Origin of the sequence: Luedemannella helvata (assembly GCF_039528415.1) — a bacterium.
GTDB lineage: Bacteria > Actinomycetota > Actinomycetes > Mycobacteriales > Micromonosporaceae > Luedemannella > Luedemannella helvata.
Map to the genome: position 1 here is coordinate 129,671 of NZ_BAAALS010000001.1, position 16,372 is coordinate 146,042.

Annotated in this window: 14 protein-coding genes; 5 read left to right on the forward strand and 9 right to left on the reverse strand. The window is 74.3% G+C overall.

Annotated elements, in window-relative coordinates:
- Positions 1–17 precede the first annotated feature (17 nt).
- Complete coding sequence (locus ABD191_RS00625; RefSeq protein WP_344075542.1) at positions 18–2,738, forward strand: transposase; 2,721 nt, start codon at positions 18–20, stop codon at positions 2,736–2,738.
- Positions 2,735–3,130 (forward strand): roadblock/LC7 domain-containing protein, encoded by a 396-nt coding sequence (locus tag ABD191_RS00630; RefSeq protein WP_344075544.1) that lies wholly within the window; start codon positions 2,735–2,737, stop codon positions 3,128–3,130. The genes ABD191_RS00625 and ABD191_RS00630 overlap by 4 nt, the downstream gene beginning before the upstream one ends.
- Before the next feature lie 61 nt (positions 3,131–3,191).
- On the opposite strand, the gene ABD191_RS00635 is transcribed toward ABD191_RS00630, so the two are convergent.
- The 4 genes from ABD191_RS00635 to ABD191_RS00650 form a co-directional block, all read right to left on the reverse strand.
- A complete protein-coding gene (locus tag ABD191_RS00635) occupies positions 3,192–3,776 on the reverse strand; it encodes a GTP-binding protein (RefSeq protein ID WP_344075546.1) in 585 nt (194 codons plus the stop codon).
- A gap of 1 nt (position 3,777) precedes the next feature.
- On the reverse strand, positions 3,778–4,155 hold the full coding sequence (locus ABD191_RS00640) for a DUF742 domain-containing protein (protein ID WP_344075548.1): 378 nt from the start codon (positions 4,153–4,155) through the stop codon (positions 3,778–3,780).
- 98 nt (positions 4,156–4,253) lie between these two features.
- A complete protein-coding gene (locus ABD191_RS00645) occupies positions 4,254–4,658 on the reverse strand; it encodes a roadblock/LC7 domain-containing protein (protein ID WP_344075550.1) in 405 nt (134 codons plus the stop codon).
- Positions 4,655–8,185, reverse strand: coding sequence for a sensor histidine kinase (locus ABD191_RS00650; protein WP_344075552.1), 3,531 nt, complete (start codon positions 8,183–8,185; stop codon positions 4,655–4,657). Before ABD191_RS00650 ends, ABD191_RS00645 begins: the two co-directional genes overlap by 4 nt.
- A 301-nt stretch (positions 8,186–8,486) precedes the next feature.
- Between ABD191_RS00650 and ABD191_RS00655 the strand changes: the two genes are divergently transcribed.
- Positions 8,487–9,011, forward strand: coding sequence for an ATP-binding protein (locus tag ABD191_RS00655; protein ID WP_344075553.1), 525 nt, complete (start codon positions 8,487–8,489; stop codon positions 9,009–9,011).
- Here the strand turns inward: ABD191_RS00655 and ABD191_RS00660 are convergent.
- Entirely contained in the window at positions 8,977–10,062 is a 1,086-nt protein-coding gene (locus ABD191_RS00660) for an adenosine deaminase (protein WP_344075555.1), read from the reverse strand. The two genes, ABD191_RS00655 and ABD191_RS00660, sit on opposite strands and share 35 nt — an antisense overlap.
- Before the next feature lie 26 nt (positions 10,063–10,088).
- Here ABD191_RS00660 and ABD191_RS00665 point away from each other — a divergent pair, with 26 nt between their 5' ends.
- Together ABD191_RS00665 and ABD191_RS00670 are read left to right on the forward strand one after the other, a co-directional pair.
- Positions 10,089–10,922, forward strand: coding sequence for a putative RNA methyltransferase (locus ABD191_RS00665; RefSeq protein ID WP_344076117.1), 834 nt, complete (start codon positions 10,089–10,091; stop codon positions 10,920–10,922).
- An 11-nt stretch (positions 10,923–10,933) separates the two neighbouring features.
- Positions 10,934–13,198, forward strand: a complete 2,265-nt coding sequence (locus ABD191_RS00670; protein WP_344075556.1) for an MMPL family transporter — start codon at positions 10,934–10,936, stop codon at positions 13,196–13,198.
- 24 nt (positions 13,199–13,222) lie between these two features.
- On the opposite strand, the gene ABD191_RS00675 is transcribed toward ABD191_RS00670, so the two are convergent.
- The 4 genes from ABD191_RS00675 to ABD191_RS00690 all read right to left on the reverse strand — a co-directional run bounded on the left by ABD191_RS00675 (position 13,223) and on the right by ABD191_RS00690 (position 16,363).
- Positions 13,223–13,903: a DUF4272 domain-containing protein gene (locus ABD191_RS00675; protein ID WP_344075558.1), complete on the reverse strand. Its 681-nt coding sequence runs from the start codon at positions 13,901–13,903 to the stop codon at positions 13,223–13,225.
- Positions 13,904–13,983: 80 nt separating this feature from the next.
- Positions 13,984–14,343: a cupin domain-containing protein gene (locus ABD191_RS00680; RefSeq protein ID WP_344075559.1), complete on the reverse strand. Its 360-nt coding sequence runs from the start codon at positions 14,341–14,343 to the stop codon at positions 13,984–13,986.
- The gene (locus tag ABD191_RS00685) at positions 14,343–15,638 is read right to left on the reverse strand and encodes a thymidine phosphorylase (RefSeq protein ID WP_344075561.1); all 1,296 of its coding nucleotides are present in this window, start codon (positions 15,636–15,638) and stop codon (positions 14,343–14,345) included. The genes ABD191_RS00680 and ABD191_RS00685 overlap by 1 nt, the downstream gene beginning before the upstream one ends.
- Positions 15,635–16,363 (reverse strand): cytidine deaminase, encoded by a 729-nt coding sequence (locus ABD191_RS00690; protein WP_344076119.1) that lies wholly within the window; start codon positions 16,361–16,363, stop codon positions 15,635–15,637. Before ABD191_RS00690 ends, ABD191_RS00685 begins: the two co-directional genes overlap by 4 nt.
- Between the last annotated feature and the right edge of the window lie 9 nt (positions 16,364–16,372).

Sequence of the window (16,372 nt, forward strand, 5' to 3'; positions counted from 1 at the left end):
GGGAGGAGGACGATGCCGTGGCGCTGGTGCGGGTGTACTGCGGACTTGCCGCGGCGGAGGTGGCGTCGTGGCTGACCGCCGCCGTCGTCGATGACGCGGGCCGGCTGCTTGAGGTCCGTGACATCAGCGACGACCCCGTCGGCTACGCACAGCTCGCCGCTCTGCTCGCGGAACGGTCCCACGGCGGCGCCCCGGTAGCGGTGGCCGCCGATCGCGCCACCCACCTCGTCTCCCAACTGCTCTCCGCCGCGAACCGTTGGCTCTGCGTGGCCGACGACGAGTCGGCCGTCGACGACTTCGCGGAGCGGTTCGCCGACGACTCCTCCCCGGAGGAGATGGAGTCCCCGGCCGCCGAGCGGCGCGCGGTCGGGCTGGCCCGCGCCCTGCAGGCCGGCGCGGTTTCCATCGGCGCGCACCGCGCCAACCATGACCTCGACGTGCTCAAGCCCATCCTGGCCGCGCACACCGCCGTCATCGGTGGTCGCCACAACGCGGCGATCGCGCTGCGCGAGGTGCTCCGCGAGCTGTACCCGGCGGCGTTGCGCGCGTTCCCGGACCCGGCCGAGCAGATCCCCCTCGCGGTGCTGGGCCGGCTGCCCGAGCCCGGGCTGCTGAGCAACTCGTCGCAGAGCCGCAACCGGGATGCCACCGTCATCGGCGACATCGCCGAGGCGGAAGCCACCGACCCGAGCACTGTCGCGGCGGCCGTGACGGCCCTGCGCGTCGCCGTCGCCGAGTCGACCCCGCGCCGGGGCGGTGCCAGCCGGCAGTGGGCCCCGGTCGTCGCGGAGAGCGTCCGGCAGTGCGTCACGGCGGTCCGCGCGTTCGACCGGTCGGCCACCGCGCTCGTGGGCACGCTCGTCGAGCGGCTCGGCGCGACCGGCACCCCCGTGCCGGTGGCCCGGCCCGGGGCGCTGTCGGCCGTGCCCGCGACGGAGGACTCGGGCGCTTCCCGCGTCCCGGCCCCGCGCCGCCGTCCGGCCGTCGCCAAGCCGGTGTCCGCGATGCCGATAACGGCGGCACCCGTCGCCCCCTTCTCGGGCGCCCCGATGTCCGGCGCACCCCAGTCTGGCGCGCCGCAGTCGGGCGCACCCTGGTCAGGCGCGCCCGTCCCGGGCCCGCAGGCACCGGTCACCGGGCCCGCCGGGCCGGTTCCCGCCGCTCCCCCGCCGGCCGCCTTCCCGGCCGCCCCCGCGGCCGCCGCCTTCCCGGCCGCCCCGGCAGCCGCCGCCTTCCCGGCCGTCGCGCCGCCGATATCCGGCCACCCCGCCGTGCCCGGCCAGCCCGCCATGCCCGGCTACCCTCCCGCGCCCGGCCAGCCCGCCGCGCCCGGCTTCACCGCCTCGCCCGGCTTCACCGCCTCGCCCGGCTACCCCGAGCCGGGCTACCCCGGCACCAACGGCTACCCCGGCGGCGCCGGCTATCCGGCCGGCCCCGCGGCCTATCCCGGCGCTCCCGCCTTCCCACCCGGCCCGCAGGCGCCCAGCGGGTACCCCGACCCGCGCCTGCCCGCCCAGGCCCCGCCCGCACACGTCGGCGCCGTACCGTACGGCGAGCCGGCCCGGTTCGGCGGCGTCCCCGAGCCGTTGCCGACCCGCGACCCGGGCCGTGAGGCGGCCCGTAACGGTGCCGGGCCCCGCTCCGACGACCCCTCGTCCTACGAGGCTCCCGCGGCCCGCCACGACGCGCCTGGCGGGCGTTACGACGCCCTCGCCGGAGGCGGCTACCAGCCGCCGGTCGACGAGTCGCGCCGGCACGCGTTCACGCCGCCGGTCGAGCCCGCCCCGTGGCGCGAGGCGGCCTTCGCCGACGCGCCCGAGCCGGGCCCGATGGCGAGCCCGCCCGAGCCGGGCCCGATGCCCGGGGTGCCGGCCCCCGGCTCCCGGGCCGACTGGCCCCTGGCCCCGCGCGGCGACGACGACATGGCTGTGCGCCGCTCCGCCCCGTACGAGCGCTCCGGCGCGGCGTACGCCCCGATGGCGGACGACCACGGCACGCGGCCGCTGACGTTCGATGTGGACCCGCTGGATCGCGGCACGGGCGGCGACCGGGTGACGCCGCCCTGGCTGTCCGACGACCTGCCGAACGAGCCCCCCGTGCTGCGCCTGGTCGACTCGCCGGACTACGGCGAGCTGCCGGCCCCGGACCCGCTCACCGACCCGCTGCAGACCGACTCGACGGGCGAGATGCGGTTCGGCCCCCCGCAGTTGCGGGTCATCGACAACAACGGCAGCCGGACGGCCAATGGCCGGGCGCGACGCGGCAGCCAGGAGCGCCTCGCGCCGATCAACAGCGCGCCGGTCGGCGTCGAGTCCGACGGGGACCTGCTGATCTTCTCGCAGGCCCGGTCGGCGTGGTTCACCCACCTCGACGAGGACGAGCCCCGCGATCCGGAGCAGCTGAGCTGGGTGAGCTTGGCCGACGAGGGCTGGCGGGCGGCCGAGCAGGCCGCGCGGCCGGCCGTCGGGGCCGAGACGCTCGCCGGCCTGCCACGGCGCGTGCCGCAGGCCAACCTGGTGCCGGGCTCACCGGCCAACCAGGCGCGGCCACTGCGGATCGTGCGGGACGCGGCGAGCATCGCCGAGCACACCACGGGCTACTTCCGGGGCTGGCGCCGAGGTCAGGAGATCGGCGGCTTCGCGGTCGGGCAACGTGACCGCGGGGCGTGGGACTTCAACCGGGAGCAGCGCTCCCGCGAGGGCCGCGACCACGCCGACCAGCGGACCCGGCGCCCGTGACGACCAACACCGCCTCGTACACCAGCAGCCTCAACTCACTGCTCGCCGGCATGCTGGCGCGCACCCCGGGTGCCGTGCACGCCGTGCTGTCGACAGTGGACGGCGTCACCGTGGCCGTGTCGGCAGGCCTGCCCGACGAGCGGGCCGAACAGCTCGCCACGATCGGCGCGGGCCTGCTCAGCATCGCGGACGGGGCGGGCACCATGATGAGCACGGGGGCGCCCCGGCATGTCGTGGTGGAGATGTACCGCGGGCTGCTGCTGGCCGCCCCCGTGGGGCCGCGCGTGTGCCTGACCCTCCTGGCGACGCCCGAGGCGGAGCGCGAGCGGCTCGGTTTCGAACTGGCTCAGTTCGCCGCCCACATCGTGCCACTGGTCGCACACATCCAGTAACCGCCCCCAGACGCAAGGAAGCCGGCCCGCACCTAGGTGGGGCCGGCTTCGCCGCTCTGTCTCAGGCGGGCGCGACCGCGCGGTGACGGCGCATCGTCAGGACGTGCTCCACCAGCGCGATGAGGGTGTTCTTCGTCGACTCCCGGCTGCGGGCGTCGCAACTGAACACCGGGACGTCCGGCGAGATCGCCAGCGCCTCACGCACGTCGTTGACGTCGTGATACTGCATCCCGTCGAAGCAGTTGATCGCCACCAGGTACGGCAGGCGACGGTGCTCGAAGAAATCGATCGCGGCGAAGCAGTCGGCCAGCCGGCGGGTGTCGACCAGCACGACCGCGCCGATGGCGCCCCGCACCAGTTCGTCCCACATGAACCAGAACCGCGTCTGCCCGGGCGTGCCGAACAGGTACAGGATCAGGTCATGGTCGATGGAGATACGACCGAAGTCCATCGCGACCGTAGTCGTCGTCTTACCTGGCACATTGCGGGTGTCGTCGACATCCACACCGGCCGACGTCATGATCGCCTCGGTCGTCAGCGGCGTAATCTCCGAGACCGAGCCGACCAGCGTCGTCTTGCCGACGCCGAAACCACCGGCAATGACTATCTTCGCTGACGTCACCCGGCCGGCAGTGGGCCGGTGCATGTCAGAGCCTGCGAAGTCCACTCAGCACCCTTTCCAGCAGTTCTGTGCCCACGGTGTCGTTACCTTCGAGCGAGGCGGGCTCATAGATCGCGACAAGTCCGTCGGCCGCCATATCGGCCACGAGCACCCGGGCCACCCCGAGCGGCAGTTGCATGCGAGCCGAGATCTCCGCGAGGGACTGCAGGCGGCCGTCGCAGAGCGTCACAATGTACTGCTGCTCGCGCCCGTGGCCGATGCTCTCGCCTGAGCCTCCGCGACCGCGGGCCGTCGTCTCGACGAGCGCCTCGATCGCAATGTCGACCCGAGGACGGGTTCGGCCGCCGGTGACCGCGTACGGCCGGACAAGACTGCCCGTCGGTTCGTCGCCCGGAATCACCATATGCCGTCACCTCCTCCTACTCGCCGGGCCGGCATACGCTGGCCCGTGCCCGGTACCGGCGTGCGCCGGTCGACGTCTGCTCCTCGCCGGCCGATGGCTTAGCCCATCACCGATGCGGCGGACCGCGGCTGCGGGGTGAGCGCCTCGCCAACGCGGTCGACGAGGAGCGCCATCTCGTAGCCGACCTGGCCGACGTCGCATGTGCGGGCCGCGAGGACGGAGAACGACGAACCGTCCGAGATGGACATCAGGAACAGGAACCCATTGTCCATCTCGACCACCGTCTGCAGCACCGCCCCTCCCTCAAAGCACCGCGAGGCGCCCTGGGTCAGGCTTACCAGACCCGACGCGATGGCGGCGAGCTGGTCCGCGCGGTCGCGTGGCAGGTCACGGGAGGCTGCGAGCAACAGTCCGTCAGCGGAGACCGCGATGGCGTGGGCGACGCCCGGCACGCGGTCGGCGAAGTTGGCCAAGAGCCAACCGAGATCCTGGGTAGTTGTCATGCCTCCTGCTCCTTGCCACGGTGTGGTGCGGTAGAAGCCCCGGCGCCCGGAGCGCCGGCGTCGCCGTTGCCCTGGGCGGACCGGCCGCGCTGGACGCCGCGGTGGTACGCCGAGAGGAGACCGCGAACGGACTCCGGCGTACGCCGCTGCGCCCCGGCCGAAGCGGTGTCCACGCCGCCCGGAACCAGTTGAGCCATAGGCACCCGCTTCGGGAGACCCATGTCAGTCGTGCCGCCATCCTTTGGCTTGGACGCCTCTGCTGCCGCCGCCCAACCATCGTCGGCGATGGTGCGCCACGATACCTCGCCAACCGGCCCGTTCGCACCGCCGGTTCCGCCAGGACCTGTTGGCCGCCCGGCCGCCGTCGCCGATGAGCCCGGCAGACCGCCGGCGATGACGTAACGCTCCGCGCCGCCGACATCGATGTTGGAGGGCGCGTCCGGGCCGGCCGGCGGGGGCGCCGCCGGCGGGCTGACGCTGGCCGGCGCCGGTGTGGCCGAGGCGACGTCCGCCAGGTCGAGGTCGTCCGGCGCCGTGCTCGTCACGCGGAACCAGGCCGACTCCAGCTCCCGGAAAATCGGCAGTTCCATCGTCAGGTCGTCGGCGTACCGCGACGGGGGCGTCGGCGCCGCGTCGAGCAACTGCGAGTAGTCGGCGTGCCCGGACGGCGGGGGCGCGTCCACGCGGGCCACCTGCGGCAGCTCGGTCGTGTAGTCGGACGCGGTCTCCCGCTCGACGGGCGGCGCGGGCGGGGCCGACGCCGGGGGCCAGGCGGGCGGCGCGGCGGGCCGGGGCACCGCTGCGTGGTCGGCCTCGGCCGGCCGGCCCAACGGCGGCGCCTGCAGGCCGTACGGGGTGGCGGGCACGGAGCCTTCCGGCGAGCCGTACGGCGGGTTGCCGGGGCCCGCGAAGGCCTCCGGGGAGGCCGGCGTCTGGCGCGGGATGAGCGGGGTGTCCTCGCCCTCGGCGCCGGGGCGCCGCTGCGGCAGCGGCTCGGCACCCCACCGGCCCGGTTCGGCCGGGGGCGGCGGCGGCGGAGCAGCGGCGGGCGGGGCGGCCGGGCCGCCGGTCGCGCCGGTGAGGTCGTGCCACGCCGGCGGACGACCGCCGGTGGTGCGACCGTTGCCCGGGACGGGCGGCTCGGCGCCGTAGCCGTTGCTGGACCCGAACCCGTTGCCGCCGAAGCCGGGGCCGTCGACGGGCGGGGCGCCCAACGGCGGCAGGTTCATCGGCGGCATGAGCGTGTCGGGCGACAGCGCGAACGGGGTGGCGGGCGCCGGTGGGGCTTCGCTGGCCGGGGCCGGGTAGCGCGGGTCCGCGCCCGGGTAGCCGGGCTGGCCCATCGGGAAGTTCGTCGGCGGGTACGGCTCGTTGGGGGGGCCGAACAGGTCCGGCGGGCCGCCATGGCCGGCGTCGAGTCCCGGCCAGCCGGCGCCGACCGGAGCGCCGACGCCCGCGGGGCCGCTCTCCAGCGCCAGCGGCGCGGGGAAGACCGGCCGGGCCGGCACCTCGGCCGGGGCCGGGCGGGAGGCCGGGAAGCCGGCGGGGGTGGCCGTACGGCCGGCGAGCGCGCGGGGCACGAGCACCGCCGGCGGCAGCTGCACCTCGGCGATCGTGCCGCGCTCCGGGGCCCGGCGCAGCTCCACCCGGACGCCGTGGCGGTTGGCCAGGCGGGCGACCACGACGAGGCCCATCATCCGGGAGACGGTGACGTCCACCGTGGGCGGCGAGGCGAGCCGCTCGTTGAGCTCCGAGTACTGCTCGGAGCTCATGCCGATGCCGCGGTCCTCGACCGTCAGCACCGCGCGCTCGCCCATGCGGCGGGCCTCGACGATGACGGCGGTGTCCGGCGGCGAGTAGGCCGTCGCGTTGTCGAACAGCTCCGCGACGAGGTGCACCAGGTCGTTGACCGAGTGCGCGGCGATCTCGACGTCCTGGTCGACGACGCCGAACTCGATGCGGGTGTAGTGCTCGACCTCGGACTGGGCGGCGCGCAGCACGTCGACGAGGGCGGCCGGCTCGCGCTGGATGCGGGTGGAGTCGGCGCCGGCGAGCACCAGCAGGTTCTCGTCGTTACGGCGCATCCGGGTGGCCAGGTGGTCGAGCTGGAACAGCTCGGACAGCCGGTCAGGGTCCTGCTCGCCGCGCTCCAGCCGGTCGAGGTGACCGATGAGCCGGTCGACCAGGATCTGCGAGCGGCGGGCGAGGTTGACGAACATCGTCGCGACGGAGGCGCGCAGGGCGGCCTGCTCGGCGGCCGTGCGGACGGCCTCCAGGTGGACGGCGTTGAACGCCTCGGTCACCTGCCCGAACTCGTCCCGGCTGCGGACGGGTAGTGGATCAGCGATCTGGGCGGCGATCTGTTGCGGCGCCATCTGGCCCGACAGGGCGGGGTCGCGCAGCCGGGCGACGGCCTGCGGCAGGCCGTACTGCGCGACCGCGAGGGCGCCCTGGCGCAGGTCACGCAGCGAGCGGGCCATCGAGCGGGCCACGAGCCAGGCGAAGAGGACGCCGAGCAGCAGGGTGGCGAGCAGGACGCCGGTCTCGATGAGCACGGCCCGCTGGGCGGCGTCGCCCAGGTCGGTCGCGTACGTGGTGGCCTGCTCGTTGAGCTCCACCTCGACGTCGTTCATGAGGGCGCTGCGGGCGACCATGGCCTCGTCCCACTTGGCCGCCGGCACGGCGGTCATGGGGATCGTGTTGCCGGTGATCTTGTCGATGATCTCCTCGTAGCGGCGCCCCTCCCGCAACTGCGGACCGGCGACCGTCACGTTGTAGAGCTGCTGCTGCGCCGAGTTGGAGCTGAAGCGGAAGTCCTCCATCGCGCGGGCGAAGGCGTCCCGCAGGACGATGTACTCCTTCTTCATCTGCTCGGTGAACTCGCCGGACTGGACCGCCTCCAGGATGAGGACCCGCTCCTGGGACAGGTACTCCTTCGCGGCCGCGACGGCCGAGGCGGCCCGCATCCGGTCGGTCAGCGCGGGCGTGCCCGACAGCTGAGCCGACACGTTGCGCACCCGCAGCAGGTTGGCGATGAGACCGTCGTAGTCGCTGCCCACGGAGTCGGCCCGCGCACCGCTGCGCTCGAGCACGTCCTGGCGGGTCGTGGCGAGGTCGGCCAGCTTGGCCTCGATGTCCGCCAGCAGCACGTCGACGTTGTTCGGCGTGTCCGCGAGCGTGCTGCGCTGGTAGCGGTACTCCTCCTTGACGGCGTCCGTCTTCCCCTGGATCTCGGTGTAGGCGTTCTTCAGGGCGTTGACCTGGCTGTCCGGCGCCGTGATCAGGATGATGGCGGCCGCCCGCTCGTCCTGCAGCTCGTCGACCAGGCGGCCGGCGTCGCCGGAGAGCACGGCGAGGCTGCGGGCCTGGTCGGCCGCGTTGGCGTTCGCGACGTGGTCGAGTAGGCCCTGCACGCCCACGACGATCGTGGCGATAATCGGCACGATCATGATGAGACCGAGCTTGGTCCAGATCGGCCGGTCCCGTAGCCAGCCGATGGGGCCACGGAAGCGAGACGGGGCCGCCACAGGGGCCTCCGGTCGTGTGCTCATCTCGCCACCCTTCCCCAACCGTTGTCGCGCGGGCCGTTCGCAAGGCACCACGCACCGTCCGGCAGGATGCGGCCGGACTTCGAGATTCCACCACGCCGCGTGTCAAAGAGAAAGTCCAGGACAAGACCGACCCGTGACGTGATGGGATGGTCACGCTCTGTCAATCATCAGCGCGGTGGGAGCATCCACGATGGAGCCACGTATCGCCCGGGTTGTCCTTCTTGCCGGTCCGTCTGGTTCCGGTAAGTCGTATATCGCACGCAAAACCGGCCTGCCGGTGCTCGCGCTCGACGACTTCTACAAGGACGGCGACGACCCCACGTTGCCCACGGTCGGGTGCGCGGTCGATTGGGACGATCCCGCCTCGTGGCACCACGACGCCGCCCTGGCCGCGATCGCGACAATCTGCGCGGGCAGAGCCTGCGACGTGCCCATCTACGCCATCGGGGCCGACCGGTGCGTCGGCCACCGACGCTTCGAACTGGGCGGCGCCCCGCTGTTCGTGGCCGAGGGCATCTTCGCGGCCGAGCTGGTCGCCGACTGCGCCCGCCTGGGACTGCTCGCCGGGGCGTACTCCCTGCGCCGCCCGCGGACCGTGACCTACCTGCGGCGCCTGGCCCGCGACCTGTCCGAGAAGCGCAAGCCGCCCGCGCTGCTCGTGCGCCGCGGGTACGCCCTGATGCGCGCCGAGCCGGGCATCAGCGACCGCCAGCGCGACCTCGGTGCCCGGCCCGCGTCCGGGCGACGCATCCTGCGGGAGGTCGCCGCTATGACCCGAGCACCTTCGCGTACGCCGGCTTGATCACCTCGTTGATGAGCACGAGCCGCTCGTCGAACGGGATGAACGAGCTCTTCATCGCGTTGATCGTGAACCACTGCAGGTCGGCCCAGCCCCAGCCGAACGCCTCCGACAGCAGCGCCATCTCCCGCGACATGCTCGTCCGGCTCATCAGCCGGTTGTCCGTGTTCACCGTGACCCGGAAGCGCAGGTCGCGCAGCACTCCGATCGGATGCTCGGCGATCGAGGCGACCGCCCCGGTCTGCACATTGGACGACGGGCACAGCTCGAGCGGGATCCGCTTGTCCCGCACGTACGCCGACAGCCGGCCCAGCTTCGGGTTGTCCGGATCGGACAGATCCAGGTCGTCCACGATGCGCACCCCGTGCCCCAGCCGGTCGGCGCCGCACCACTGCAGCGCCTGCCAGATCGACGGCAGCCCGAAGGCCTCGCCCGCGTGGATGGTGAAGTGGAAGTTCTCCCGCTGCAGGTATTCAAAGGCGTCGAGGTGCCGGGTGGGCGGGTAGCCAGCCTCCGCGCCCGCGATGTCGAAGCCCACCACGCCCGCGTCGCGGTGCCGCACGGCCAGCTCGGCGATCTCCATCGACCGGGCGGCGTGGCGCATCGCCGTGAGCAGCGTGCCCACCCGGATCTGGTACCCCTGGGCCGCGGCCTCCGCGGCGCCGTCGACGAAGCCCGCGACCACGGCCTCCACGACCTCGTCGAGGGTCAGCCCCGCCTCCAGGTGCTGCTCGGGGGCGAAGCGCACCTCCGCGTAGACGACGCCGTCGGCCGCCAGGTCGAGCGCGCACTCCCGGGCCACCCGGTGCAGCGCGGCGGGCGTCTGCATGACGCCCACGGTGTGCGCGAACGTCTCCAGGTAACGCTCCAGCGAACCCGAGTCCGCCGCCGAGGCGAACCACCGCGCCAGCGAGCCCGCGTCGGCCGCCGGCAGCGGGTGCCCGATCTCGTCGGCCAGCTCGAGGACAGTGGCGGGCCGCAGGCCGCCGTCGAGGTGGTCGTGGAGCAGCGCCTTGGGCGCGGTGCGGATCTCGTCTTCGCTGAGTGCGACCATGAACAGACCCTATGCCGGAAGGACCCATGCTCGCCCAGCTCCTGCCCGACCTGCGCTGTCCGGTCTGCGCCGGGCCGCTCGCGGCGGCCGGCCGGGCCGTGCGGTGCCCCCGTGGGCACTCCTTCGACGTGGCCCGGCAGGGCTACCTGAACCTGCTCGCCGGCCGCGCCCCCGGCGGCGACGACGCGGCCCAGGTCGCCGCGCGGGCGCAGCTGCTCGACTCGGGCGCGTTCGACTTCGTCAGCCGCGCGCTGGCGGCGCACTGCGCGGACGCGGGCGACGGCCTCGTCGTCGACCTCGGCGGCGGCACGGGCCACCACCTGGCCGCCGTGCTCGACGCGCTGCCGGCCGCGCGCGGCCTCGCCCTGGACGTGTCGAAGGCCGCCGCGCGCCGGGCCGCCCGGGCGCACCCGCGCGCGGCCTCGGTGGTCTGCGACGCGTGGCGCGGCCTGCCGCTCGGCGACGGGCGCGCCGCGCTCGTGCTGGACGTCTTCGCCCCGCGAAACGGCGCCGAGTTCCACCGGGTGCTGTGCCCCGGCGGCGCGCTGCTCGTCGTCACGCCCCGCGCCGACCACCTCGCGGAGCTGGTGTCCGCGTTCGGCCTGCTGACCGTCGACCCCGACAAGGACGTCCGCCTGTCGCGCACCCTCGACCGGTGGTTCCGCTCCGAGGGATCATGGGAGTACGCGCATGAGCTCACCCTGTCGCCCGCCGACGCCCTGACCGTCGTGGCGATGGGCCCGAGCGCCCGGCACCGCTCCCCGGCCGACCTCGCCGCCATCGCCGGGACCTGGGCGGCGCCCAAAACGGTCACGGCGGCCGTCCGTGTCGGGCTCTACCGCAGGCGCGAAGACCCGTAGAGTGCCCGGGCGTGGGCGGGGGTTGGTTGGGCCGGCTGGGAGCCTGGTGCTTCCGGCGGCGCTGGTGGGTGCTCGCTGCCTGGGTGCTCGCCGTCCTCGCGGGCATGGCCTCACTGGGCCCGCTGTTCAACCGCCTCGACGGCAACACCGTGCCCGACTCCGCCGAATCCGTCCGGGCTTACGCGGTGCTCGCGGATGGCAACCGGTCGGCCGGCACGGTGCACGTACTCGTGGACCTCGGGCCGACCGAGCTGATCCCGCCGGCCAGCCTGCTGGCCGGCGGCGGCGCGGGCGCGGGGGCGCCCACCGGCCCCGTCGATCCGGCCACGGCCGCGGTGGCGACCTCCGTGACCCGCGGCGCCACCCGCCTGGCCGGGCTGCCGGGCGTGGACACGGTCACCCAGCCGTTCGCACCCGGCCTGCCCCGCGGGGCGGCCCTGCGGCTGTTCGCCGCCGACCGGCACGGACTGCTCATCGTCGTCACCCTGGGCAGGCTCGACCGCAACGGCCGCAACCAGACCGTGCACGCCATCGAGGCGGAGGGACGGACGCTCGCAGCCGCGCTCCCGGCCGGGTCGAGCGTGCGGGTCGGCGGGGCACCCGCCTTGAGCAAGCAGCAGAACGACGTGCTCAGGACCGACCTCAACACCGCCGAGCTGGTCTCGCTGCCGCTCAGCCTCGTGGTCCTCGTGATCGTGTTCGGCGGCGTGGTGGCGGCCGGCCTGCCGGTGCTCGCCGCGGTCGTCTCCGTGGCCGCGTCGATGACCGTGCTGCTGGGGTTCTCGATGGTCACGACGGTCGACCAGGACGGCATGACGGTCGTGACGCTGCTGGGCCTCGGCCTGTCCGTGGACTACGGTCTGCTGCTCGTGGCCCGCTACCGCGAGGAGCTGGCGGCCGGTCACCCGCCCGTGGAGGCCGTCGCCCGGACCTGGGCGACCGCCGGCCGGACGATCCTGTTCAGCGCCCTCACGGTCGCGGCCGCCATCTCGGGCCTGCTCCTGTTCGGCCTGCCGCGCCTGGCCGCCCTGGGCGCGGCCGGCGTCTCGATCGCCCTCGTGGCGATGCTGGTCGCCATCACCCTCACGGCCGCCCTCATCGGCATCGGCCGCCGCCGCATCCGCCCGTCCCGCCGCCAGCGGGCGGCCGCGGCCGGCGCCGTGGACCGGGGCTTCTTCGCGGGGCTGGCGCGCGGGGTACAGCGGCGGCCCTGGTTCGTCGCGCTCGGCACCGGACTGGTCCTGCTGGCCGTCGGCGCGCCGCTGCTGTTCACGAACGCCCAACTGCCCAGTGCGGCGGGAGTGCCCGACTCGGTCGCCGCCAAGCACGTCAGCACCGCGCTGAACGCCCGCTTCGGCCAGAGCAACGGCCCGACCGTGACCGTGGTGGCCAGGACGACGCCCGAGGCGTTGGACGCCTACGCGGCCCGGTTCGCGGACGACCCCGCCGTGGTGACCGTCCTGCCCGCCAAGGCGGCCGGCGCCAACCTGTCGTCCGTGGCCTTCCAGGTCGCCGGAGACGGCCAGACGCCGGCCGACCGGGAACTCGTACGGCGGCTGCGCGCCGACCGCCCTGCGGGCCTCACGGGCGGCACGGACGCCTGGGTCACCGGTGACGCGGCCGTCCTCACGGACGTGATCGACCTGATCCGCCGGGGCCTGCCCGCCGCCGCCGCGGTCACCCTGCTCGCCATGCTCGTCCTGCTGTTCGCGTTCACCGGGTCCCTGGTCATCCCGATCAAGGCGATCCTGGCGAACGTCATCTCGCTGGGCGCCACGCTCGGCGTGATGACCGCGGTGTTCGTGTACGGCTGGGGCAGCGGCCCGCTCGACACGCTGACGGTCGGCGGGCTCAACCCGTTCGTCGTCGTGGTCGTCATCGCGTTCGCGTTCGGGCTCAGCATGGACTACGAGGTGTTCCTGCTGGGCCGCGTCCGGGAGTACGTCGCGGGCGGGGCGGACACCGACACCGCCGTCCGCCGCGGCCTGCAGCACACCGGCCGGGTCATCACGTCGGCCGCGTTGCTCATGGTGATCGTCTTCGGCTGCTTCACGGCCGCGAAGCTGGGCAACATCGAGCAGATCGGCCTGGGCCTCACGGTGGCGGTCCTGATCGACGCGACGATCGTGCGCTGCCTGCTGGTCCCGGCGACGATGACGCTCCTGGGCCGGCACAACTGGTGGGCGCCGGGTCCGCTCCGCCGCCTCCACGCCCGCCTGGCCCCCACCGACCCGCCCGAGAGGGTTATGGATTCTTCGAGCGGTATGACGACCTAAAGAATCCACAACCCGGCCAGCGGGTCAGGTGGAGAGATCCACCTCTTCCCAGCCGGGCGGGTCGCCGTGGTAGTCGCCGCGGAAGACGACGGCCCACTCCAGCGCCCACCGGCGCTGGCCGATGGCGTTCGAGTCGATCAGCCCGGGCAGCCGCACGCGCTGCCGTTCCGCCTCCAGGTACGCCCAGTCCAGGCAGTAGAACAGGTCCAGGGCCCGGGCCGCCTCGTCGGCCGGGCGGGCCGCCGGCAGGGTCCGGGAGCGCCAGGCCGCGTACGTCTCCTTGGACGGCAGGTGGGGCAGCTGCGGCACGAGCGTGTCGGGCGCCGGTTGGGCGGGGTCGAGCCGGGGCACCAGGCCGACGAGCCAGGCCAGCGCGTACAGGGCCTCCAGGTGCAGGGCGAACGAGCGGTGGTCGCCCTCGCCCGAGGAGAGGAAGTGCCATTCGGGCTTGGTGAGGTGTTCGAGCAGGCGCGCGTCGAGCAGCCACGCGGTCGCGGCGGCCGAGGGCATGCCGAAGCAGCGGGCGAGCACGACATTGAGGATGGCGGTGCGCGCCTCCAGCTCGGCGACGGAGCGCAACTCCACCGTGTCGGAGGCGTCCCAGACGAGCGGGAACTGCTCCGGCGGCAGCGGGAGGTTCAGCCGGCGCAGCTCGTCGAGGCTCGCCGCGCGTACCCGCTGCGGATCAGGAACGGGAATGGCCACCGTTGGTTCGCCTTACGTCGTGCGCCGCGTCTGTAGGCCGCGACTGTAGCCCCACGGGGCGCGAAACGAAAGCGAGAGCGTCACTGCGGGTCACGATGGGCCGTCTCGGGGCTGAAGGCGGGCACGCACACGGCGACGTACTCGGCGCCCTCCGGGTCCGGGGTCGTGTACCGGATCCTCTCGCCGGCCCGGGTGAGGATGGCCTGACCGGCGCCGACGTCGTACACGCCGTCGGCCGTCTCGACCCGCACGCTGCCCCGCAGCACGAGCGTGATCTCGTCGAAGCCGGGCGCCTGGGCGGGCTCGGTCCAGCCACCGGGCGCCACCATGCGCGCCACGGACACGCCCGCGTCGCCGGTGCTCGCTCTCCCGACATACTCGTCAATGATCTTCCCGCCCGGCACCGGGATGCGGGTGGGCTGCCCGATGAGCTCGGCCATCACGGACCTCCTGCGGCTATCCGATCGAGAACAAGACCAGGGAGTACGGGCGGGGAGGCGGCGATCTCCACCGCCCCCGCGGCGGTATCACGCGCCGCGGGGATCCGCCCCGCGTCGTCGGCCCGCAGCTCGTAGAGCACGTCGCCGGCGCGCACCCGGTCGCCGGGCTTGCGGTGCAGCAGCACGCCGGCGGCGGCGCTGACCGGGTCCTCCTTGCGGGCGCGGCCGGCGCCGAGCCGCCAGGCGGCCACGCCGATCGCCATGGCGTCGACGGCGGCGACGAAGCCGTCCCGGTCGGCGCGCACGGTCTCCACCTCGCGGGCCGTGGCCAGCGGCGCGTCCGGGTCGCCGCCCTGGGCGGTCACGAGGGCCCGCCAGGCGTCCATGGCCCGGCCGTCGCGCAGCGCGTCCGCGGGGTCCACGCCGTCGATGCCGGCGGCGGCGAGCATCTCGCGGGCGAGCGCCAGGGTCAGCTCGACGACGTCGGCCGGCCCGCCGCCGGCGAGCACCTCGACGGACTCGGTGACCTCGAGCGCGTTGCCGACGGCCAGGCCCAGCGGGGTGGACATGTCGGTGAGCAGGGCGACCGTGCGGACGCCGTGGTCGTGGCCGAGCTGGACCATCGTGCGGGCCAGTTCGGTGGCGTCGGCGCGCTCCTTCATGAAGGCGCCCGACCCGGTCTTCACGTCGAGGACCAGCGCGGAGGTTCCCTCGGCGATCTTCTTGCTCATGATGGAGCTGGCGATGAGCGGGATCGCCTCGACCGTGCCGGTCACGTCGCGCAGGGCGTAGAGCTTGCGGTCGGCCGGGGCCAGGCCCTCGCCGGCCGCACAGATGGCCGCGCCGACGGCGGTGAGCTGGGCGATGAACTCGTCGTTGCCGAGGTTGGCCCGGAAGCCGGGAATGGCCTCCAGCTTGTCCAGGGTGCCGCCGGTGTGGCCGAGGCCGCGGCCGGACAGCTGCGGCACGGCCGCGCCGCACGCGGCGACCAGCGGGGTGAGCGGCAACGTGATCTTGTCGCCGACGCCGCCCGTGGAGTGCTTGTCGACCGTCGGGCGCGGTACGGAGCTGAGGTCCAGCCGCTCCCCCGACGCGATCATCGCGGCGGTCCAGCGGGCGATCTCGGGGCCGGTCATGCCGCGGAGCAGGATCGCCATGGCCAGCGCCGACATCTGCTCGTCGGCGACCACGCCCCGGGTGTAGGCGTCGACGACCCAGTCGATCTGCGCGTCCGTGAGCACGCCGCCGTCCCGCTTGGCGCGGATCACGTCAACGGCGGCGAACGGCTCCGTCACGCCGGGAACTCCTCGCCGATCTCGGGGGGCGGCGGGCCCTCGCCGGCCCACGCGAGAGAGCCGTCCGACTCCACGACGACGACCCGGGGGGTGCGGACGCGGCCCCACGCCACGGCGGCGGTTGAGGTGGGCCAGTAGGCGCCCTCCTCGAGGATGCCGGCCTCGGTCTCGTCCGCGCCCGCGGACCGCTCCCAGTAGGCGCTCCACACCGGCTGCCCGCCGTCGCAGTCGGTGTGCACGAAGACCGTGCCCCGGCCGATCCACTCGCGCAGCGCCGCCGGCACGTCGACCGCGGCGTCCGTGACGGTCTCGCCGGGCCGGTCGCCCACACCCGTGATCTCGGCCAGGTCGGCCACGTCGAAGGCGAACGGGAGCAGCTCGGACATGCTGCGCGGCCGGTCCGGCGCGTCGACGAGGCAGGTCGGGCCGCCGTGCTCCCACAGCAACTGCCGGCAGCGCCCGCAGGGCATGAGCGCGGCGCCGGCCGCGTCCACGCAGGCCAGCGCGACCAGCCGGCCGCCGCCCGTGGCGTGCAGCGCGGAGATCACCCCGCACTCGGCGCAGAGCGCTACCCCGTACGCGGCGTTCTCCACGTTGCAGCCGGTGACCACCCGCCCGTCGTCGACGAGCGCGGCGGCGCCCACGGGAAACTTCGAGTACGGCGCGTACGCGCGGCCCATCATGTCGACGGCCGCGGCCCGCAGCGCGGGCCAGTCGATCTCCACCTGCTGCAC